A 21358-nucleotide genomic window follows, 5' to 3' on the forward strand; every position below is an offset into this window, starting at 1 on the left:
ATTTAATCAGTTTATTCAGAAATCTGGCACAAAAAAAGCCAGACAAGGTCTGACTTTGGTAGAAACAGAAAAGAGAATCACCTGTCCTCCCTACTTATCTGGTAATAAATAAGGTCCGCAACGTAGTCTTTTCTCTCCACACCATTGGCAATGGTTTTTAGATAAGACATTCCCGCTTTTTCCATAACACGGCCTGAAGCTAGATTGAGACTAGCGTAACGAGCTCTGACTTTTTGAAAGCCTGCTTGAGTAAAACAAAAATCTAACACAGCTTTCAAGGCCTCCGTCATCATACCACGACCCCAATAATTTTTTCCTAAAACATAGCCAATCTCACAGCTAGAGTCAATCTCATCTATTTCAACGATGCTGATATCTCCTATCACTTGCTCAGGGTTTTCTTTGAGACAAATAGCCCATTTGTAATAGTTGGGATTGGTATAGGATGCAACCCAATTTCGAATCGAATTCCGAGTCACCTCAACATCAGGATGAGGATCCCAGGTGACATAGGTCAGATTCTCAGCAGACGAAGCCCAATTTTGAAACATGGCTTCCGCATCACTCTCCACAAATCTTCTCAAGATCAAACGTTCTGTCTGTAATATTTGCGTACCGATTGCTTTCATAATGTTACCTCGCTTTCTAAGCTTAAGGCTCAAGCTAAAAAAGTCCCCGGACCATCTTCGCTTTCTTATTTCTAGGCTCAGGGTAAAAAGACTATACTCAGTAACAGCTAGAAAACAAGTTTTTCATCTAGTTACTTGACGCAGTCGCTGTCTGGTTTGAAATGCGCTTTACCAAGCTTTTTCAAACCTAGTCATCGTTGCGGGGGTGAGACAACGAAATCGAACTCTTCGAGTTATCGATTTCTGTCTCACTCCCAAAAGTCATCAAAGACGGTGATGGGTAGGTGGCGTTTGTGTTGGCCTTTATGCCACCAGTTTTCGATCCTTGCTTGAGCTTCTGGACTGATGGTTTTGCCTTCTAGGTAGTCATCAATTTCTGCATAAGTGACTCCCAAGGCTACTTCGTCAGCAATACCTGGTTTTTCTTCTTCCAAATCTGCTGTTGGGATTTTTTCATAAAGGGCTGGGTCTGCACCAAGTTCCTGCAAGAGTTGTTTTCCTTGGCGTTTATTGAGTCGGTAAAGAGGGAGAATATCCGCACCACCGTCACCAAACTTGGTAAAGAAACCTGTGATGTTTTCCGCGGCGTGGTCTGTCCCAATAACAGCTCCGCTATGTGCTCCTGCTAGCGCATACTGAGCAATCATACGACTACGAGCCTTAATATTGCCCTTGTTAAAGTCTGAAACAGGACTTCCTGTCGCTTCGACTGCAGCTGTCATAGCATCAGCTGATTCCTTGATATTTACAACTAGACTGACATCTGGTTGGATGAAATCAAGGGCTTTTTGAGCATCTGCTTCATCAGCTTGCACTCCATAAGGTAGGCGAACAGCGATAAATTGATAGCTGTCATCTCCTGTCTCTGCTCGCATTTCTTCCATAGCTAATTGCGCCAAACGTCCTGCTAAGGTTGAGTCTTGTCCCCCAGAAATCCCTAATACAAAGGTTTTAAGGAAAGGGTGTTTTTTCAAGTATCTCTTTAAGAAATCAATCGAACGACGAATTTCTTCCTGGGCATCAATCACTGGTTTGACGCCCAGTTGCTGGATAATGGTCTCTTGCAAACTCATTCTTCTTCTCCTTCACCAAGAGCTTCTTTGCGCATCTTGTCAATCAAGTCCATTTTGTCCTGCCAAATATCACGCGCCAGATCCACTGGATAGTGTTGCGGATTGAGTACCCGTTTGTACTCATCCCAAAGTTTGTCAAATTCCTTACGAGCATAGGCTTGAATGTCAGTCAAACTAGGCAAATCGTAAACTAATGTTCCTTCTTTAAAGATATCCACCAAGAGAGGAACAGCATCAAAGTTTCGAACGGTCTTCTTAATGTAAGTATAGGTCGGATGGAACATTTTGATTTCTGTCATGCTGGCAACATCCACACCGTCATAGGTGATGTAGTCACCTTCTGACTTACCTTTTTCACGACTAGTAATGCGCCATACCTGCTTCTTACCTGGGGTCGATACTTTTTCAGCATTGCTTGAAAGCTTGATGGTATTGCGCATCTTACCAGTTTCATCTTCGATAGCCACAATCTTATAAACCGCTCCAAGGGCTGGCTGATCATAGGCTGTAATCAGCTTGGTACCCACCCCCCAAACATCAATCTTAGCGTGTTGCATTTTGAGGTTAAGGATGGTATTTTCATCTAGGTCATTGGAAGCGTAAATTTTGGCATCTGGATATCCAGCCTCATCTAACTGTTGGCGAACTTTCTTGGAAATATAGGCTATATCCCCTGAGTCGATACGAACGCCTTTAAAATTAATCTTGTCTCCCAGTTCACGAGCTACCTGAATAGCAGCCGGCACACCGATACGCAACGTATCATAAGTATCTACTAGAAAGACACAGTCACGATGGGTTGAAGCATAGGCCTTGAAGGCCTTATAGTCGTTTCCATAAACCTGTACCAAGGCATGAGCATGAGTACCCAAGACAGGAATGCCAAAGAGTTTCCCTGCTCGCACATTACTAGTACCATTGGCGCCACCAATCACAGCTGCGCGTGTTCCCCAGATAGCCGCATCCATTTCTTGCGCACGACGTGTCCCGAATTCCATCAAAGGCTCATCTTCAATGACTGAACGAATACGTGCTGCCTTGGTCGCTATCAAGGTTTGAAAGTTAACGATGTTTAAGAGAGCCGTTTCGACCAATTGACATTGGGCAAGAGGGCCTTCAACCTGTACAATCGGTTCATTGGCAAAGACCAAGTCCCCTTCCTGAGCAGAACGAACCGTTAGTTCTAACTTGAGATTTCGTAGGTAATCCAAGAATTCTCCACGATAGCCAAGCGACTCCAAGTAGGCAATATCGCTATCTGAAAAGCGTAAGTCTTCAAGATAATGTACAATTCTTTCCAAGCCAGCAAAAACCGCATAGCCGTTATTAAACGGTTGCTGGCGGAAGTAAACCTCAAAAACCGCCTTCTTATTGTGAATTCCTTGGTCAAAGTAAACTTGCATCATGTTAATCTGGTACAAGTCCGTGTGCAATGTCAAACTATCATCTGGATACATCTGTTTTCCTTCTTCCTACTTTACAAGGGTATGAAAGTATCCTACCACTTTCACACCGTCCGATAAATTAGTACTATTATAACACATTTTACCAAGATTGATAAAAAGCTAACAAGCTATTCTCCATTCTCCAGTTCATCCATATCTTTCTCAAACTTTTTCTGAGCCCATTCGCCATAACTTTTAAGGCCGAGATTGCCGATAAAAACCCAAGGAAGGTAAATCAGATAAGTAATGACCCAAGCAGACAAGTATTTAACGTTCAGAGGATTGTGCTGATAAATTTCGATATTGAATTGATAATTCTGCAACATCAAAAGAGTCGTAATAGCGAGAGTTACCAGCAAACACCCTACAATCGTAAAATGAAAACGACTATAGTAGGTCACTCCAAGTTGTCGTGCACGATTGAAAAAGAAGAAAATTCCTAAAAGAAGAGTAACCAGAAGAATATCAGGATTAAAAAGAGCAGGTGCTAATACAGCCACCAAATAACTTAGCAGAATGAGCCCGATAAACATATAAAAAGTCTCTGTCCCAGCTTTGTTAAACAGTTGTTCTTCTCTTTCGTCTAATAATTGATAATAAAAAAATCTATTTTTCATCTTCTTCCTCCCAAACTTGCTGATTTCTGCGATTCAAGTATAGGATAACTCTATCCATAGAAAAACTCCCAACAAGATAGATGATAACTGCTAGAAGCACTTTTAGGGAGTACTTCCAAGTCAATAGATTGACCAATTCCTCGCGATTGCCTACGATATCAATCAATAAAATCACTATAGAAAATCCCAAAGCAGATAAAATTCTTTCTTTTCCAGTATTCTCAACAATATCTCGAATATCAATTCCTACATACATGCGGCGAATAATGGCATACAAACCGACTCCAATCAATAAAAGTAATTCTGGTAAATAGGACAAAAGTGTTAAATTGAAAATATAAACTTTGGCAAAAATTTCCAGTGCCAAAAATAGGCACATTCCCAAGAGAATTTCTCCTGAAATCTTTCCGTCTAATTTTTCCGTACGTTCATCTTTGATCACGAGTTTTTTTCTATTTTTCATCTTCTTCCTCCCAAAATAATTGATCTAAAGTTTTGCCTAAACATCTGCAAATGGACTGACAGAGGGAGAGACTAGGATTGTATTTCCCAGCTTCAATCAAGCCTATAGTCTGCCTAGTAACACCCACAGCCTCTGCCAAATCCCCTTGTGTTAAATCAAGCTCCACACGAGCTAATTTTAATTTTAAATTTTTAGCCACTAGCGTCCTCCTTCACATTTTTAAAAAGTTGCTCTTCTTTTAAAAACATTATACCATATATCTAACTTAATGCAATATATAAATGTCATTTCGTAAGATTTTATTAACAAAAAACTCTCTACCATCTTACATGATAAAGAGTATTCGTTCTTTTTTGATACTTAGCTAAGTTCCTCTCCAAAAGAAAGAAGTCTAGGTCACAAATCCTTTTGGTAATAGTATCTTTGCCCTGTGTAGGGATAGTCTTGCAAGGTAAAGACTTCCTTGTAGCCATGGCTTAGATAAAAATCTGGCGCTTGAAACTGGTAAGTATTCACGAAAGCAAAACGACAGTTTCGATTCTTGGCTTCATTTTCTGCTCGCTGCAATAGTTTCGAACCGATTCCTTGTCCCCGTAATTCCTCTTTCACAAACAAATATTCGATTTCCAGCCAATTTCCGAAAGTCTCAGCTACTAAGCCCGCCATGAGATTGCCCTTTTCGTCTTCGAGATAAAGATTCAGTGGCTCGCTCTCAGCCTCTTCTCTTTTGGAACGATTATAAGCACGAATCAAATCCCCTATTTCCTGCACTTTATGCGACTCCTTATTTTCTAATCTAACGTGCATCCAAACCTCCCAATAAACTACTATAGCTTGATTATAGTCTTATTTCGATGGACTGTCAAACTAGAAAAAACTCACCAAGCAGAGTTGATGAGTTCATGATTTATTTTCTAAATTTCCACTGACTATAAATCCCAAAAACAAGGATCCAGATGGCAGAACCAACTGCCCCCATGAAGGTAGACTCTTGCAAAAAGAGAGTCACAAAAACAAAGACAAAAAAGAGAATGGTTAGGGGATTAAGCAAGCGATACTGAGGCATAAGGTAGCCATCAGCCATGAAATCTTGTGACTTGCGGTATTTGAGATGGGCCACCATAATCAAGATATAAATCGCGATATAAACACCTGATGAGGATGCTGTGATCAAAGCAAAAGCATCTGAAACACCTGGCAACACATTGATAAAGGCGGCGAGAGCAATCAAGATTGCTGAGGCGATGATGGCATTTTGTGGAACATTGTGGCGAGAAAGGGTATCGACCTTGATGGCCTTTAAGAAACGATTGGGCGAATCATGGGCAATCTGATATAGGTGTCTCCCTGTTGAGTAGAGAGTTGAGTTAAGAGCAGACGCTGCTGAGGTCAAGACAACAAAGTTGATTAGAGCCGCTGCCCACTTGATCCCCGCCAGTTCAAAAACCGTTACAAAAGGAGAATCTGAAGAATTAAGATAAGACCAAGGAATAATGGCCATAATCGCAATGAGAGCTCCCCCATAGAAGAAGATAATTCTGAGAGGAATTTCCTTAACAGCTTTAGGCAAGACCTGACGAGGGTTCTTTGTTTCAGAAGTTGTCACCCCGATAAACTCAATCATCAGATAGGCAAAAAATACCATTTGAAAGGCCATGACAAAGTTCATAACTCCGTTTGGAAAAAGAGAGAACTGGTCGCTGATATTTGCCAAACTTGCAACACCATGCGGTGTCTTAAAGCCTGTCAAAACCATAAAGACCCCAGTGGTAATCATGGCTAAAATCGCCACAATCTTGACCATAGCAAACCAAAACTCGACTTCTCCAAAGAGCTTAACCGCAATCAGATTGACCAAAGCCAAAATCGTTAAAAAGACAAGCTGAATCAGCCAGCTAGGCCAGGTGGGAAACCAGAAGCGGACATAGTCTGAGATGGCAGTGATTTCTGCCATACCGATAAAGACAACTGACAACCAATAAGACCAAACTGAGAAATATCCCCAGCCTTTCCCCAAATGACGGGTGATAAAGTTGATAAAGGTATGCTGTTCTGGATCCTGATACAGCATCTCCCCAACAGCCCTCATCATCAAAAACATAAAGGCTCCAGTAATCATGTAAATCAGAATGATAGAAGGTCCTGTAAGGCTGATAGAGCGACCAGCACCTAGGAAAAGTCCTGTTCCGATTGTCCCCGCAATGGCCATCACCTGAACATGACGATTGGTTAAACCACGCTCCATTTTGTTTTTCTTCTTATTTTCACTCATATAGTCTCCTTTTTATCTAAAAAACCAAAAAGGAGTTGAGCAAGGCAAAACCTTCACTACTCCTTTTTCATTCTATTTAGGCTGTTTTTTCAACCTTTAAGATTTTGACATCATAGCTACCAACTGGTGTTTCAATCGTTGCAGTATCACCAGTCTTCTTGCCAATCAAAGCACGGCCAATCGGACTTTCATTTGAGACTTTACCAGCAAAAGCATCTGCACCTGCAGAACCGACGATGATGTAGACCTCTTCTTCGTCTTCACCGACTTCTTGGATTGTTACTGTTTTACCGATTGCTACCTCATCTTGGGCAACTGCATCGCTATTAACAATTTCAGCATAGCGAATTTTTGTTTCTAGACTTGAAATTTGTCCTTCAACAAAAGCTTGTTCATCTTTCGCTGCTTCATACTCACTATTTTCTGAAAGGTCTCCATAGGAACGAGCAATCTTGATACGCTCTACGACTTCAGGACGTCGAACGAGTTTCAACTCCTCTAATTCTTTTTCTAGTTTTTCCTTTTCTTCAAGGGTCATTGGGTAAGTTTTTTCTGCCATTTTTTTAACTTTCTTTTCTATTTACTTTTTTAAAACAAAATTATGTGGAAAACCACATAATTTTAGTTTGAACTACTTGCTTGAGGTAACTTGCTATTGATATGCTCTGCAACGTTTTGATCATGTTCTTCTTTTGTTGTCGCAAAGTATACTTTACCGTCTTCAACATTTGCTACAAAGTACAAGTACTCACTCTTTGTCTGATTTACACTTGCTTCAATCGCATCCGAACTTGGGCTATCAACCGGTCCAGGCATGAGGCCAAGGTGTGTGTAAACATTGTATGGTGAATCAATCGTTGTATCAATTCCAGCGTCATCTGCTAAACTAATCTTTTGACCAAGTTTTCCTTGAGCATATAGGATAGCGATATTACTTTGAAGTGGCATACCAGCATTCAAGCGGTTATAGAAGACACCTGCGATCATCTTGCGGTCTTCGGTTTTAGCACCTTCTTTTTCGACAAGAGAAGCAATGCTGAGCAATTCATTAACTGTCAGATTCTTTTCTTTGATCGTAGCGTAATATGGTGACATAGCCTTATCCATAGCAGCTACCATCTCATCAATCAAACTTTCAACAGTTGTACTGTCTTTGATTGTATAGGTCGCCGGGAAAAGGTAGCCTTCAAGACGATAACGAACGCCACTGTCTTTTGTTGGAAGACTTCCAAGTAGGTTTGGATACTTGGCTACTAATTGTGAGATAAAGGTCTCATCTTGAGCTTTTGCCAAGAAAGCATCCGCAGTAAGAGGTTCTTTAAATTCACCTTGAAGTTGTCCTACTGTTTGAGCGATTTGCTCTAATGTATAGCCCTCTGGAATTGTCAAGTTTGCAAGAACAGGTGCCTGAGCTTCAGGAGTCCCACCTTTTTGCAATTCTTGAATCAACTCATCCGTACTCATACTCTTCTTCAAGTTGTAATAACCTGACTTCAAGTTGGCATGACTATAGTATTTAGCATAAAGGCTAAAGATAAGTCCATGTTTAACCAAACCAGATTTTTCCAAGGTGCTTCCAATTTCTTGAACATTTGCACCGTCTGGGATTTGAACCGTTACGTAGTCCTTAGAGCTCGCATCCACAGGTTTCAAGGAATCTTGCACATAACCATAACCAAAGTAACCGCCAACTGCAACGAGTACTAGGAGAACTAGAACTGTTACTAGGCAACCTTTGGCTTTTGATTTCTTCTTTTTCTTAGTTGATGTTGCACCTTGACGACGACTACGACGCGGAGCATCAGCTAATCCACTGCTAGATTCTGTAGAAACAGGCTCAACTCGTTCAGGCATTCCTGGGGTGATTTCCTCTTTCTTGTCTTCTGTTTTATAGGTTACGGCAACCTTAGTCGGAGTATCGTTAAATTCTTTTTCTTCGGGTTTAAGCTCAACTGGTTCTACCTTAGGTTGAACGGGTTCCACTACAGGTTCTTCAGCCAGATGAATCGGCTCTACTAGAGGTTCTTCAGATTCTACAACTTCAATCTTGTCGATGATTGGCTGTCTAATCTCTTTCTCTTCTTGGTCATCCGTTTCATCAGTTCTAGCACTTGAAAGTGGAGGAACACTTGGTGCATTTTTTAGGATTTTATCGACAACAGATAGGGAATCAGCCATCAACTCTTCTGTTGATGTTTCTGGTTCAAGATCTGAAGGAGTTGCTGAACTAGCTTGAGATGATGAAGCCGTCAGATTTGGAATCTCTACTTCTTTCTCTCTTCTATCTTGTTCTTTTACTCTTTCTAAATCACGTAGAATCTGCTCTTTAAAGCTTAATTTTTCTTCTTCTCTTGATTTTTCAGTCAAAAGCATTACCTCCTTGTTGACAATCCATAATATTATATCTTAAAAGTCGCAGAAAAGCAACCAACTAGGGCATTCCCTAGCTAGTTTTCTTTATTTTTCGGCTGCCAGACCATATCATACCATGTTTCCCCAGCAAAGCTTGACTGGGATATTCCTTCATTAACAAAGCCGTGCTTTTCGTAATAGGAGATAAGGTAATCATGACACGTCAAGTTAATGCCCTCTCGCTCATGTTCTAAAGCGACTTCTTTCAGAGCCTTTAATAGTCTTTTCCCTAGCCCCAAATCTTGTGCTTCCTTGGCAATAGATAGGCAAGTCACAGAAATATAACCTCCAGGTTGATGGCTATAGTCTTTTATTTCTTCTGTAAAGGACTGATCTTGGAGATGGCGGTGTGGGACGACTGGACCTTCGATATAACCAAGAATATGCCCCTCTTTTTCAGCTACCAGAAAACTGGTCTGAATTTCCTGAAAATGGGCCTCAAAGACCGAACGAGGAATGGCTTCCTCCAGTGAAAAATTCTCAAGCTCTATCTCTATAATCCGATCTAAATCCGAAAATCTTGCTTGTCTGATTTTCATATTTCCTCCTGATAAAAAGGATTTTCCCAAATCAGATACCATTCAGAACCACTGCCATAATGACTCTCGGTCACTTCTTCTTCAACAAAGCCATTCATTTCAAAATATGATAGTAGTTCATCAGGACTCTGCAAAAGAATACCTTGATAATCTAGTTCGACTGTCACCTGTTTCAAGGCCGCAAGAAGAAGAGTTCCCAACCCCTGTCCCCGATGGTCAGGATGAATGGTCAAGGATTTTATTTCTATCCATTTGGGATGAATAGACTGAGCTTCTCCCAAAACATAGCCTAAGAGCTGATTTTCATCCCCAGCTACAAGAAAGGTACCCGCAGTCTTGCGGATACTCTCTTCTAAGGATTGGTGGCTAAGTGTCTCTTCTGATGAAGGATTGGCTTCTTCAATCGCCAACATTTCTTCTAAATCTGATAAGGTAGCTTGCCTTATTGTGATTGGAATTTCCATCTGTTTTCCTTATTGGACGTTGCTTGTCAAGTTAGACAAGAGACGTTCAAATGAATATTCATAGGTTTGGATGTCCCCAGCACCCATAAAGACGTAAACAGCATTGTCATGGTCAAGGAGTGGAGAAACATTTTCAACAGTGATAACCTGGTGTTTCTTGTTGATTTTATTAGCTAGGTCTTCTACTTTGACATCACCATGGTCCACCTCACGAGCTGATCCATAGATTTGCGCTAGGTAGACGGCGTCTGCTTGATTCAATGCATGGGCAAATTCGTCCAACAAGGCAATGGTTCTTGTAAAGGTATGCGGTTGGAAGACTGCCACGATTTCCTTGCTTGGGTATTTTTGACGAGCTGCATCCAAGGTCGCAATGATTTCTGTTGGATGGTGGGCAAAGTCATCGATGATTACCGTGTCATTAACGATTTTCTCAGTGAAACGACGCTTAACACCAGCAAAAGTTTTCAAGTGTTCACGGACCAAGTTCAAATCAAAACCTGCTGTGTAAAGAAGACCAATAACAGCTGTCGCATTCATGATATTGTGTCGACCAAAGGTTGGAATGTGGAATTGACCCAATTCTTGTCCACGGAAGTGAACGGTGAAGGTTGATCCAGTCGTAGAACGAAGGAGATCACTAGCTACAAAGTCATTATCCTCAGCTTCAAACCCATAGTAATAGATTGGCGCATTGGCTGTGATCTTACGCAACTCAGGATCTTCACCGTATACAAACAAACCTTTGGTAATTTGTTTGGCATAGTCGTTAAAGGCATTGAAAACATCCTCTAGACTGGTAAAGTAGTCTGGATGGTCAAAGTCAATGTTGGTGATGATAGAGTATTCTGGGTGATAAGGCATGAAGTGACGCTCGTATTCGTCTGATTCAAAGACGAAATATTTGGCATTAGCTGAACCACGACCTGTCCCGTCTCCAATCAAGAAGCTGGTGTCTGTGATGTGAGACAAGACGTGTGACAGCATACCTGTTGTTGAAGTTTTTCCATGTGCTCCTGCCACTCCCATGCTGACAAAGTCGCGCATAAAGCTACCTAGGAATTCGTGGTAACGTTTGTAGCTGATACCATTTTGATCTGCATAGGCTATTTCAACGTTGTTATCTGGACGGAAGGCATTCCCAGCGATAATCTCCACATCACCTTGTAGGTTTTTTTCATCAAAAGGAAGAATCGCAATCCCTGCCTGCTCTAGTCCACGTTGAGTAAAGTAGTATTTTTCAACGTCTGAACCTTGAACCTTATGTCCCATTTGGTGCAACATCAAGGCCAAGGCACTCATCCCTGATCCCTTGATTCCAATAAAATGATATGTTTTTGACATGCTTTTCTCCCCTACTCAGTAATTCTTGTCAGATTCAACTCTTGGGCAACCTGACGTTCCTGTTCTGTTTGCTTATTCTTTTTATTATAGATTTGACTCTTCTTTAGAAAATCATAGTTGTTCTTTTTAGCTTTTTCCGTTTGGGTTTTTGAAATTGGATTCGCTACTTGGCCAACCTCCTCAGCTAAGATATAGTGAGACTGGCTCAAGTTTTTACTAAATTTGGCAAACTCACCTGGATTTTCCTTTTGAAATGGTGCTGTTGGTTGGTTTCCTTGACGAACAAGTGTTGAACCATTGTGTCGTCTGGTATGACTAACATCCTGAGTCAAATACTTGGCTGAACGTTTCTTCTTCAAATCCGCACGCGCCTCTTCTCGAGCCAATTCAGCATACGTTTTTTCAACCTTTTTAGATTCTGGGCTCGGCTTTGACTCCTTATTAACCACTGGAGAAACTACGGTTTCTTCCTCATTGATAGGAGACCATTCCAAATAGTTCTTATCGCGGTAATCACCTTTGATATTGCTAATAAAGTCTGACTCATCGTACAAGTCCATGACTGGCATTTTGGTCAGCATGATCTCATCATCTGACACCAATGGAAATCGATCTTGTTTCATTTTGTATTTCCTTTCAACACTTCATTATAGCGTATTGTCTTGATTTTTCAAGTGCTGGCTTCAGAAATTCCCAAAATTTCACGAATTTCTGCCAGACTGAGACTCGCACGCGACTCCGTACCATCTAAAACTTGGGAAACCAAATGTTTCTTTTGTTCTTGAAGTTCTTGGATTTTTTCTTCAATGGTCCCCTTGGTAATCAAACGATAGACCTCGACCATCTGCTCCTGCCCCATGCGGTGTGCTCTTCCGATAGCCTGGGCTTCGACAGCGGGATTCCACCAAAGGTCAACCAAAATAACTGTATCAGCTCCCGTTAGATTAAGACCAACACCACCCGCCTTCAGAGAGATGAGAAAGGCGTCTCTTTCTCCCTGATTAAAGGCCTTGGTCATCTCTTGTCTGTCATGAGCAGGAGTTGAACCTGTGATTTTGAAGGAAGTCAAGCCCAAGTCTGGGAGTTCTTTCTCGATTTTTTCCAACATTCCTTTGAACTGGGAGAAAATCAAGACCCGATGCCCACCATCAGCCACTTGTAGCAATAAATCTCGGAGACTATCCAATTTACCACTAGCTCCCTGGTAATCGTCCATGAAGAGAGCTGGCGTATCGCAGATTTGACGCAAACGCATGAGTCCAGATAAGATTTCTACCCGACTTCTCTGGAATTCTTGATCTGTCACTTGAGCTAGGCGGTCTCGCATCTGTTGCAACTGGGCTAGATAGATGGCCTTCTGCTGGTCTTCCAGTTCATTTTTATAGACGACTTCGATCAGATCAGGTAGTTCTGTAAGAACTTCTTCTTTCTTACGCCTCATGACGAAAGGCTTGATAAACTGCGCGACTCGGTCAGCCGGTAATTTCATAAACTCCTTTTTACTTGGCAAGAGCCCCGGAAGCACAATTTGGAAGATAGACCACAACTCTCCTAAATGATTTTCGATAGGCGTACCTGACAAAGCAAAGACTGCTGGCACCACAAACTGGCGCAAACTCTGAGCAATCTTGGTTTGGGCATTTTTCATGACCTGGGCTTCATCTAAGAAGAGAAAATCAAAAGCCATCTCTTGATAAAGCTCGCTGTCTTGACGAAAGGTGGCATAGCTAGTCACATAGATTTGGTGATTTTCAGAAAGAATTGCTTCTCGATTCGCTTTTAAACCATGAACGACAGCCAAATCCAACTGTGGGGCAAATTTTCTAAATTCATCTGCCCAGTTGTAGATTAAACCTGACGGCGCTAAAATCAAGACCCGACTTTCTTCGGTCACCTGACTGGTCAAAAAAGCAATAGTTTGCAGTGTTTTTCCCAGTCCCATATCATCGGCTAGGATGCCACCAAAGCCATAGTGATGAAGCATCTGGAGCCAACGGACACCCTTTTCCTGATAGTCTCTCAAACTCGCCTGAACCTGTATATCTCCCAAAGGAAAATCCTCTGGATGAGTCAAATCATGAGCTAAGTGCTGAAATTCCTCTGAGAAGGAAATCCTGTCTCGACCTTCAAAAAGCTGAGAAAGGCTATAAGCTAGAGATTTTCGAGCTTGAAAAGAACCATCTTTTAGCTCAACTCCCAGTTCCTGCAAATTTTGACGAATCTGCTTGGTTTCCTCATCAAAAAAGTACACTTGGTCAGAACAACTGATATAGAAATCCTGATTGCTGGTCAGGGCTTTAAGAGCTTGATCAATCTCTTCTTGGGCAATCCCTTGGAAATCAAACTGAATCTCCAACAGTCCTCCCTTGGACTCAATCTGAACCTGAGGAGCTTGGGCACTGTATAGCTGATTCATTTCATCAGACAAGAAAACCTGACCCAATTTCTCAAAAGCTGGAATCGTATGGTGAAAGAAAGAATAAACTGCCTCTGGCTTCAAAGCCTGTCTCCAAGACTGAAAATCAGCCTCAAAACCAGCTCCTAAACAGACTTGAAATAGCTGGTTTTCCAAGACGGCATCGCTTGAAAATGGTAATTGTTCCAGCTGTTGCTGACTAGTCACCTTAAGATCTCCATAATCAAACTCGATATCCAAACGAATGCGACCGTCATCCTCCCTATCAAAGTAAAAGATTGGTGAAAAGGATCTGATTTGCAAGCGCTCAGGAGCAGAAACTGTGCCCAGCTGTCCAAACAAAGGCAAACAGGCTGCCAAGCGGTCACGATCACTGTTATCAAATTGGAGGCATTTCCTCCCTCTTTCCTCCTGAGGGAGCTCCTTGAGTTCCTTTAGTAGGCTGATTTGTTTAGGGTTTAATAGATAAAGATTCCCCTTATGAAAGAGAACCGCTCCCCCATAAAATACGTTGACTCGCTCACTTTCAGAAATCTCCATCTCAAAATAATCAGGATACTCCTGCACGGAAAAAGAGAACAGTTCTGCATCTGGATCTAAATCATGAAAGAGAAGATTTTCATAACTAGTAATCTGATGTTCGAAATGAAAATCCTCCAAATTCATCAGCAACTCCACTCCCTGTTCAAAAAAGGTCAGAGGGAAAAAGAGGTGACGACCTTGATTGGGGAAAAAGAGGTCTTGACTCAGTCCCTCCTCAATCAAGCCACATAAAAAAGTAAGAACTTCTTGACTAGCTGTATCAAAAGCATCCCAAGACAAGTCATTTTCATAGTGTTTCCCAATCATATATGATTTTCGAAGGACTAAGACCTTCAAAAAGAGAGGGATGTCACGAATGACATAATATTTTTGACTATCAACTAAACCGATTCGGAGAGTCCAAAGGAGACGATTGGTTCCAGCTTCTACCTGGCCTTGAGCCGACAAAGTGTAGATTTTCTCTCTCTTCTGAGGTTGAATACGCTCCAAAAAACTACCACCAAAACTAACCTTGGTTTCGACCTCTTCTTGCTCTTCATGTCCTTTTTCTAAGGCTTGTAAAATCACCTGGCCTTCTTCATCGTTCTTCAGATAATGCTCAAGCGCTGCGAGGTGAAGACAGTAACCTCTTTTTTGGAAAAAATCACAAGCACAAAAAACAAGATCATCCTCTAAACTGTAGCGCAAGTCTTCTCCCGCCACACGAGTATAGAGGCGATTTCCTTTTTCCTTGATAATCTCAATGTTGCCTGTCTCATAGAGAATAACACCCTCCATGCGCAACTTTCCTGGAATCAATTTAGCCATAGTTACCCCTTTATCTTATCTTTTCATTATACCACATTTTCCCCTATGAAAATAGCCTTCTAGGAAGACTTTTCTCCTAGAAGGCTCGATTTTAAAGTGTATCAAAAGTGGTCACGATGCGTTGGCAAACTTCTTCCAAAAGTGTTTTAGGCATAGCAACATTGAGGCGGGCATGAAGAGTTCCCTCCTCTCCAAAGTCCAAACCTCGGTTCAAGATAACCTTGGCTTCATTCTTCAAAAGCTCTTGCAAGCGGTCATCCGTTAGGTCATAGGCTGAAAAATCAAGCCAGATCAAGTAGGTACCTTGCGGTTTCATGACCTTAATCTTGGTTTCGTTGCCCAAAACATCCACTATATAGTTAATGTGATCCTCGATGACTTCCTTTAACTCTCCTAACCAGTCCTTACCATAACGGTAGGCAGCTTCTGTCGCCAAATAACCCAAGCCTGAGATTTCATGCTGGTTATTGGCCAACTGGCGTTTTTGGAAAGCAACACGAAGCTTGGGATTTTCAATAACTGCATAGGAATTCTTGGTCCCAGCAATATTAAATGTCTTAGTGGCACTACTCAAGATAAGGGCAAAGTCTTTAAAAGCTGGATCAATTGTATTGAATGACTGGTGTTTGTGATCAAAGAGAGCCAAATCTTGGTGAATCTCATCTGAAACCAACAAAACACCATGTTTTTGGCAGAGATGACCAATCTTTTCTAACACTTCCTTTTCCCAAACACGTCCACCAGGATTGTGGGGATTGCAAAGGATATAAAGCTTCACATCCTCTTCCACCAATTCCTTCTCTAACTGGTCAAAGTCAATCTCAAACAACCCGTCCTTTTCCACCAAAGAATTGGTAATCAATCTGCGATTGTTCAGTTTGACACTGCGGGCAAAAGGTGGATAGACCGGTGTGTTAATCAGAACAGCCTCTCCTTCTTTTGTAAAGGCTTGAATGGCTGTTGAAATAGCTGGTACCACACCCTCGATAAAGACGAGGGCATCCTTATCAAAGTGATAGCCATGTTGTGTGGCTTCCCAGTCCTGAACCGACTCAATCAAAGCATCACTGGCATAGGTATAGCCATAGACCAACTGATCTGCGTAGGCTTGTACAGCTTGTCGAACTTCAGGCAAAACCACAAAGTCCATATCTGCTATCCAAGCTGGTAGAACTTCTCGATCAGCTTCCGCTTCTTTCCATTTATAGGTATGATGCCCAAAACGATTGGGCAGGCTTGTAAAATCATATTTTCCCATATCTATCTTATCCTTCCAAAGCTTGTCGCAAGTCCGCAATCAAATCTCTGGCATCCTCAATCCCAATTGACAAGCGCAAGAGGTCATCTGTTAAGCCATAGGAATGACGCACTTCTGCTGGAATATCCGCATGGGTTTGAGTCGTCGGATAGGTGATCAGGCTTTCCACCCCACCTAAACTCTCAGCAAAAGAGAAGACCTTGAGGCTATTTAAAATATGAGGAATACGTTTTTCATCCACTACTTTAAAGGAAATCATCCCCCCACGTCCTGTATAGAGCACTTCCTTAACAGCAGGTGAATCCTTCAAAAAAGCAACCACTTCTTGGGCATTGGCTGTCGAACGTTCCATACGAAGAGGTAGAGTTTTGAGACCACGAATCAACTGATAACTATCAAATGGTGACAAGACCGCACCAGTCGTATTCAAATTGTAGAAAAGTTGCTCATATAGTTCTAAACTATTAGTTACAACCACCCCAGCTAAAACATCATTGTGCCCTGCTAGATACTTGGTAGCAGAATGAAGAACGATATCCGCACCATCTTCAATCGGTCGTTGGTAAATTGGGCTGTAGAAGGTATTGTCCACCACTACCCTGGCACCCTTGGCATGTCCTAGTTTGGCTAGTTTGGCAATATCAAATTCCAACATCAAGGGATTGGTTGGTGTTTCGATATAGAGAACATCCACATCCTTTTCTAACTCAGCAATTAGCTCTTCTTCTGTATTGGCATAGGTAAAATGGAACCGGCCTTCTTGCTCGACTTGGTTGAACCAACGGAAAGAACCTCCATACAGATCGCGCACAGCCAAGACTTTACTTCCTACTGGAAAAACACTAAAGGCCAGTACAATCGCAGCCATACCTGAACTCGTCGCAAGGGCATAGTCTGCTGATTCAATCGCAGCCAAGACTTCCTCCGCCTTACTCCGAGTTGGATTTTTAGTACGAGTATAGTCAAATCCCGTAGACTGACCGAACTCTGGATGCTGATAAGTTGTTGAAAAATGAAGTGGCGTCACCAAGGCACCTGTTGCCTTATCTGACTTGATTCCCGCCTGGGCCAAAATTGTGTTGATGTGTAGTTCTTTGCTCATACAATACCTCCAAATCTATAGTAACTATTGTACCACTTATTTTCACTAACTTATTTTCTTGTTTTCAAGAGCTAGCTATAGTTTCAAACTATATAAAAACGATAGTTCCTTGAGAAACTATCGTTTTTCCTGTTGAATAGACTGGTTATTTAACGTGTTTTGCCAGTTCTTCTTGGGCTTTTTTATTTGATTCTTCTTTTTCTTTTAGCCATTTTTCTTTCGCTTTTTCATACTCATCAGCCGTTACAGTCTTATCTTGCAACTTGAGGTACTTGTATGATTCGACACCCTTATTTCCAGCTTGTGAGAATGGTGATGAGAATGGAACTGTCTTTCTCAAGGTCGGTGTTCCACCCTGAGAAACGTTTGGAATAGCAAGGGCGCTATCAACGAGCCAAGCTTGAATTTCAGCATATTTTTCATAACGTTTTGCTGGTTCTTGCTCCTTGTTCGCTTCTTCTAACATTTGAGTGTAAGTATCCAGACCAACTGCCTTAGCCTTGTCATTGACCTCACCTGGTTCTAGACCAATGTTTTGCAACATACCACCGTTATTGACATTTAAGATATCAAGATAACTTGATGGATCCAAGTAGTCCGCACTCCAACCGCCATTATAGATATCAAAGTCTTTTTGAGCTGCAGTTTGAGCTAGGTAGCTAGAGTTGTCAAAGTCATCTGTTGATAGCTGTTGGATATCGATAACCACATTCTCAGCTCCTAGAACAGATTCGATGGATTGTTTCAAAGAACTTGCTTCAAGTACACCTTTTTTAGCTGATTGGTCAACTGATACGTCCAAGTGGATTGGGAATTGTACACCCTTAGCTTCCAATTCTTTCTTAGCTTCTGCAAATTTAGCCTTGGCCTTGTCAGGATTGTAGTATGGATCTTGAGCATCTGCAAAGTTGATTCCTTGCCATTCTTGGCCATAGTTGACCATCTTTTCTGAAACAACATCGCCAAAGTCTTTTCCGTTGATACTTACAAATGTTGGAGGTACAACCAAGTTACGAATAATCTTTGTTGCTCCGTCCTCCCCTTGAGATTGTGCTCCATAGGCTGTACGGTTATAAGCATAGTTGAAGGCTTGACGGAAGTTTTTATTCAGAACTGCTTCTTGGGTTGATTTCTTTTCGATATCTGAAGATTTAGACGTGAAGTTATAAGACTTTCTGTCCAAGTTGAAGTTCAAGTAATAAGAAGTTGCGTTTTGCATACTATAGATGATGTTATCCTTGTTCTTCTCTTTAATACCTTCAAAGCTTGAGCTATTTGGGTAGAGACGCGCGTAGCTGTATACTCCTTCTACAAAGTTACGTGCTAGTGCATCTTGGTCACTACCATCATAATAGGCCAATTTCACATCATCCACAAAGACATTTTTTTCATCCCAGTAGTTGGGATTTTTCTTGAATTCGATAACAGATTTTGAAACAAACGATTTCATCAAGAAAGGTCCATTGTACAAAATACTAGAAGGGTCTACCTTACCAAAGTCATCCCCTTTTGATTTTAAGAAATCTGCATTGACAGGGAAGAGAATGGTTGAAGTTGTTTTAGAATTCCAATAAGATTCTGGACGTGTCAAAGTGTACTGAACTGTTTGGTCGTCAACCGCCTTAACACCGACAGTTGAAAAGTCAGTTGTTTTCCCGTTGATATAGTCATCCAAACCTGCTACCGAGTCTTGAACCAGGTACAAGGCTTCGGATTTTTTATCAGCAGCATATTTCAAACCTGTCACAAAGTCTTGGGCCGTTACAGGGGCGTATTCTTCCCCCTCATAAGTATACCATTTTGCATCCTTACGCAATTTGTAAGTATAGGTCAAACCGTCCTGAGAAACAGTCCAATCCTCTGCCAATGATGGAACATAGTTACCATATTGGTCATTTTCCATCAGCCCATCCACCAAATTGGTAACGATGTCGTTGGTTGTTGCACGGTTTTCTGCAAGATAGTTCAAACTAGATGGATCGCTCGAATAAACATAGTTGTATGTTTTAGAAGCGCTACTTGAATTTCCACATGCGCTCAGTAAGATACCTGCGCTTAACACGACACTTGCAAGTGTCAGATACTTGGCCTTAGACTTTTTCATTTCCAGAACCTCCTGTTTAAAAGTTTTGTCTTATTATACAGCTTTGGTTTTATTTAGTCAAGTAATTTCTGAAGAAAAACTTAAAAAAGCATATTTTTTGCTCTTGATTTTAGAAAAAGTTCTCTTTTTTTAAGAAAAATGTAGTATAAAAACCTTTCTGTTAAAGAAAGGTTAAATTTATTACTTTTATTTATAAATCTTTTTACGATATTTTCAATCGTGTACGTAGTCTGTCTGCTTGAGCTTTGCCGATTATCTTGTCCAAGAGTCGTGTCCGTAGGCTCATCAAACCATAAAGACCTCCTCCAAGCCCTCCGATGAGAGCCACATAAAGGAAACTCCAAAAACGTCCACTTGGTTGGAAGACAAAACCGAGTAGCCACTGCAAGAAGCCAACTAGGATAAACATGACAAGGGTCAAGATGGTAATCAAAATGGTTCGCTTCAATATAATCTTTCGACGAGCACCCGTTACCTGGCAGATGTCTCGGTACATCAGGACATTCGGAATAATCAAACCGATAGTCGTTGAAATCAAGGGACCATAGCTATGGAAAATAGCAATGGTTGGCAATTGCAAGACAATCTTAGCAATGGAACCATAGATGAAGTATAGAACTGCCTTGCGGTTTCGGAACATGGCCTGAAGCATAGGAGACAAGACCATATACAAGCCTAGGATAGTAGACTGCAAAACTGCAAAGACAAACAAGCCCATGGCCAGACTATCTGGCTTACCGTAAAAGACTGTATAAAGAGGCTCCCCTACCATGACCACTCCAACTGTTGCCGGTAGTAGAAATAAGAAGAGCATGGTGAGGCTATCTTGGACTAGGCGAGCCGCAGCTGGCAAGTCACCTTTTACATAGTTTTCCGTCAACAGCGGCAAGCCGACACTACCAATGGAAACCCCTACAGAGATTAAAATCATAGTAATTTTATTCGGATTGGCAGAAAAATAAGAAAACATGACAACCAAGTCTTCATTGCTGTAGTTAGTAAACCACTTCATACTATTGATAAAGGTCATCTGGTCTAAAATCTGGAAGAGCTGGATGGCTGATCCTGTCAGGATAAAGGGAATGGCTTCCTTGATGGTATCGACTAAGAGTCGCTTACTATTGATCCTATCCCGTGTTTCAAATACTCTTTTGAGTAAACCTTCTTGGGCAAGGAAATAAATCAAAACTGCAAAACTCGCCACCATCCCCACAAAGGCCGCAAAGGTCGATTGGGTAACGGCTGCTAGGTAGTCACCAGAACCCATCTTCATAATGAAGAAGGTTGCCATCAACATCCAGATGACACGAATCACCTGCTCAGCGATTTGACTCATAGCATAGGGTTTGAGGTTGTTCATCCCTTGGAAGAAACCTCGGATGACACTCATAGATGGGAAAATCAAGACTGCCCAAGCCAAGCTCTGCATGATGGGAATCAGGTCTTTCCCCACACCTGACAAATCTGCTAACCAGGGAGAAAAGAGATACAAGACCAAAGCAAAGACTAAGCCCAAGCCCGTCATAAAGCTTAGGAAACTCCGAATCAAGGCAAAGCTATGCTCTTCTTCTCGCATGGTATTGTACTTAGCTACTTGTTTGGCGACCGCAACTGGGATACCCGCTGTCGAAATCAGCAAGAACCAGGCGTAAATATTGTAGCCCATGGTAAAGAGTCCATTTGCCTTAGCAGCATAGGTCCCCATCCAGATATACCAGGGAATAATGTAGATAGCACCAAGGAGGCGACTAATAAAGTTACTAGCTGTTAGCCAAGCAGTCCCTCGCAACATCTGGGCTTGCTGGTGATTGTTTTCGTTAGACATAGCTTCCTCATTCAATTTTGATAACTAGGAAAAGTTCCTTATCTT

The 21358-nt window shown here is 41.6% G+C and carries 19 protein-coding genes; all 19 read right to left on the bottom strand.

The features are described from left to right. Positions 1–77: 77 nt before the first annotated feature. Positions 78–629, bottom strand: coding sequence for a GNAT family N-acetyltransferase (locus ADM50_RS06025; RefSeq protein WP_049484857.1), 552 nt, complete (start codon positions 627–629; stop codon positions 78–80). A 248-nt stretch (positions 630–877) separates the two neighbouring features. After that, on the bottom strand, positions 878–1702 hold the full coding sequence (nadE, locus tag ADM50_RS06030; RefSeq protein ID WP_049484858.1) for an ammonia-dependent NAD(+) synthetase: 825 nt from the start codon (positions 1700–1702) through the stop codon (positions 878–880). Next, positions 1699–3159, bottom strand: a complete 1461-nt coding sequence (locus tag ADM50_RS06035) for a nicotinate phosphoribosyltransferase (RefSeq protein ID WP_049478905.1) — start codon at positions 3157–3159, stop codon at positions 1699–1701. The genes nadE and ADM50_RS06035 overlap by 4 nt, the downstream gene beginning before the upstream one ends. A gap of 116 nt (positions 3160–3275) precedes the next feature. Further along, complete coding sequence (locus ADM50_RS06040; protein WP_049484859.1) at positions 3276–3764, bottom strand: DUF6773 family protein; 489 nt, start codon at positions 3762–3764, stop codon at positions 3276–3278. Further along, positions 3754–4227, bottom strand: coding sequence for a DUF6773 family protein (locus ADM50_RS06045; protein ID WP_049484860.1), 474 nt, complete (start codon positions 4225–4227; stop codon positions 3754–3756). Before ADM50_RS06045 ends, ADM50_RS06040 begins: the two co-directional genes overlap by 11 nt. After that, positions 4217–4426 carry a helix-turn-helix transcriptional regulator gene (locus ADM50_RS06050; protein ID WP_001107495.1) on the bottom strand — a complete coding sequence of 70 codons (210 nt, stop codon included), beginning with the start codon at positions 4424–4426 and terminating at the stop codon, positions 4217–4219. The genes ADM50_RS06045 and ADM50_RS06050 overlap by 11 nt, the downstream gene beginning before the upstream one ends. Before the next feature lie 197 nt (positions 4427–4623). Beyond that, entirely contained in the window at positions 4624–5034 is a 411-nt protein-coding gene (locus ADM50_RS06055) for a GNAT family N-acetyltransferase (RefSeq protein WP_049484861.1), read from the bottom strand. 100 nt (positions 5035–5134) lie between these two features. Next, the gene (locus ADM50_RS06060) at positions 5135–6499 is read right to left on the bottom strand and encodes an amino acid permease (RefSeq protein ID WP_049484862.1); all 1365 of its coding nucleotides are present in this window, start codon (positions 6497–6499) and stop codon (positions 5135–5137) included. A 76-nt stretch (positions 6500–6575) separates the two neighbouring features. Next, positions 6576–7058, bottom strand: a complete 483-nt coding sequence (greA, locus tag ADM50_RS06065; RefSeq protein WP_000818765.1) for a transcription elongation factor GreA — start codon at positions 7056–7058, stop codon at positions 6576–6578. A gap of 62 nt (positions 7059–7120) precedes the next feature. Continuing rightward, entirely contained in the window at positions 7121–8872 is a 1752-nt protein-coding gene (gene mltG, locus ADM50_RS06070; RefSeq protein ID WP_080983077.1) for an endolytic transglycosylase MltG, read from the bottom strand. A 74-nt stretch (positions 8873–8946) separates the two neighbouring features. Continuing rightward, positions 8947–9450 (bottom strand): GNAT family N-acetyltransferase, encoded by a 504-nt coding sequence (locus ADM50_RS06075; protein WP_049484863.1) that lies wholly within the window; start codon positions 9448–9450, stop codon positions 8947–8949. Then, complete coding sequence (locus ADM50_RS06080) at positions 9447–9914, bottom strand: GNAT family N-acetyltransferase (RefSeq protein ID WP_049484864.1); 468 nt, start codon at positions 9912–9914, stop codon at positions 9447–9449. Before ADM50_RS06080 ends, ADM50_RS06075 begins: the two co-directional genes overlap by 4 nt. A 9-nt stretch (positions 9915–9923) precedes the next feature. Continuing rightward, a complete protein-coding gene (murC, locus tag ADM50_RS06085; protein ID WP_049484865.1) occupies positions 9924–11258 on the bottom strand; it encodes a UDP-N-acetylmuramate--L-alanine ligase in 1335 nt (444 codons plus the stop codon). Positions 11259–11269: 11 nt separating this feature from the next. Beyond that, positions 11270–11881: a divisome accessory protein ZapJ gene (zapJ, locus tag ADM50_RS06090; protein WP_000806747.1), complete on the bottom strand. Its 612-nt coding sequence runs from the start codon at positions 11879–11881 to the stop codon at positions 11270–11272. Between the two features lie 47 nt (positions 11882–11928). Further along, positions 11929–15024, bottom strand: a complete 3096-nt coding sequence (locus ADM50_RS06095; protein ID WP_049484866.1) for a pilus expression-regulating Snf2 family helicase — start codon at positions 15022–15024, stop codon at positions 11929–11931. Between the two features lie 91 nt (positions 15025–15115). Beyond that, positions 15116–16282: a MalY/PatB family protein gene (locus ADM50_RS06100; protein WP_049484867.1), complete on the bottom strand. Its 1167-nt coding sequence runs from the start codon at positions 16280–16282 to the stop codon at positions 15116–15118. A 7-nt stretch (positions 16283–16289) separates the two neighbouring features. Beyond that, the gene (locus ADM50_RS06105; protein ID WP_049484868.1) at positions 16290–17384 is read right to left on the bottom strand and encodes a cystathionine gamma-synthase; all 1095 of its coding nucleotides are present in this window, start codon (positions 17382–17384) and stop codon (positions 16290–16292) included. Positions 17385–17529: 145 nt separating this feature from the next. Next, positions 17530–19488 (bottom strand): peptide ABC transporter substrate-binding protein, encoded by a 1959-nt coding sequence (locus ADM50_RS06110; protein WP_049484869.1) that lies wholly within the window; start codon positions 19486–19488, stop codon positions 17530–17532. Positions 19489–19690: 202 nt separating this feature from the next. Next, a complete protein-coding gene (locus ADM50_RS06115) occupies positions 19691–21313 on the bottom strand; it encodes a putative polysaccharide biosynthesis protein (protein ID WP_049484870.1) in 1623 nt (540 codons plus the stop codon). Positions 21314–21358: the final 45 nt, after the last annotated feature.

The organism is Streptococcus oralis (assembly GCF_001075675.1).
Taxonomy (GTDB): Bacteria; Bacillota; Bacilli; order Lactobacillales; family Streptococcaceae; genus Streptococcus; species Streptococcus oralis_V.

Coding starts and splice junctions, on each gene's coding strand:
- ADM50_RS06025 (WP_049484857.1), bottom strand. CDS start 629: ATGAAAGCAATCGGTACGCAAATATTACAGACAGAACGTTTGATCTTG.
- nadE (WP_049484858.1), bottom strand. CDS start 1,702: ATGAGTTTGCAAGAGACCATTATCCAGCAACTGGGCGTCAAACCAGTG.
- ADM50_RS06035 (WP_049478905.1), bottom strand. CDS start 3,159: ATGTATCCAGATGATAGTTTGACATTGCACACGGACTTGTACCAGATT.
- ADM50_RS06040 (WP_049484859.1), bottom strand. CDS start 3,764: ATGAAAAATAGATTTTTTTATTATCAATTATTAGACGAAAGAGAAGAA.
- ADM50_RS06045 (WP_049484860.1), bottom strand. CDS start 4,227: ATGAAAAATAGAAAAAAACTCGTGATCAAAGATGAACGTACGGAAAAA.
- ADM50_RS06055 (WP_049484861.1), bottom strand. CDS start 5,034: ATGCACGTTAGATTAGAAAATAAGGAGTCGCATAAAGTGCAGGAAATA.
- ADM50_RS06060 (WP_049484862.1), bottom strand. CDS start 6,499: ATGAGTGAAAATAAGAAGAAAAACAAAATGGAGCGTGGTTTAACCAAT.
- greA (WP_000818765.1), bottom strand. CDS start 7,058: ATGGCAGAAAAAACTTACCCAATGACCCTTGAAGAAAAGGAAAAACTA.
- mltG (WP_080983077.1), bottom strand. CDS start 8,872: ATGCTTTTGACTGAAAAATCAAGAGAAGAAGAAAAATTAAGCTTTAAA.
- ADM50_RS06075 (WP_049484863.1), bottom strand. CDS start 9,450: ATGAAAATCAGACAAGCAAGATTTTCGGATTTAGATCGGATTATAGAG.
- ADM50_RS06080 (WP_049484864.1), bottom strand. CDS start 9,914: ATGGAAATTCCAATCACAATAAGGCAAGCTACCTTATCAGATTTAGAA.
- murC (WP_049484865.1), bottom strand. CDS start 11,258: ATGTCAAAAACATATCATTTTATTGGAATCAAGGGATCAGGGATGAGT.
- zapJ (WP_000806747.1), bottom strand. CDS start 11,881: ATGAAACAAGATCGATTTCCATTGGTGTCAGATGATGAGATCATGCTG.
- ADM50_RS06095 (WP_049484866.1), bottom strand. CDS start 15,024: ATGGCTAAATTGATTCCAGGAAAGTTGCGCATGGAGGGTGTTATTCTC.
- ADM50_RS06100 (WP_049484867.1), bottom strand. CDS start 16,282: ATGGGAAAATATGATTTTACAAGCCTGCCCAATCGTTTTGGGCATCAT.
- ADM50_RS06105 (WP_049484868.1), bottom strand. CDS start 17,384: ATGAGCAAAGAACTACACATCAACACAATTTTGGCCCAGGCGGGAATC.
- ADM50_RS06110 (WP_049484869.1), bottom strand. CDS start 19,488: ATGAAAAAGTCTAAGGCCAAGTATCTGACACTTGCAAGTGTCGTGTTA.
- ADM50_RS06115 (WP_049484870.1), bottom strand. CDS start 21,313: ATGTCTAACGAAAACAATCACCAGCAAGCCCAGATGTTGCGAGGGACT.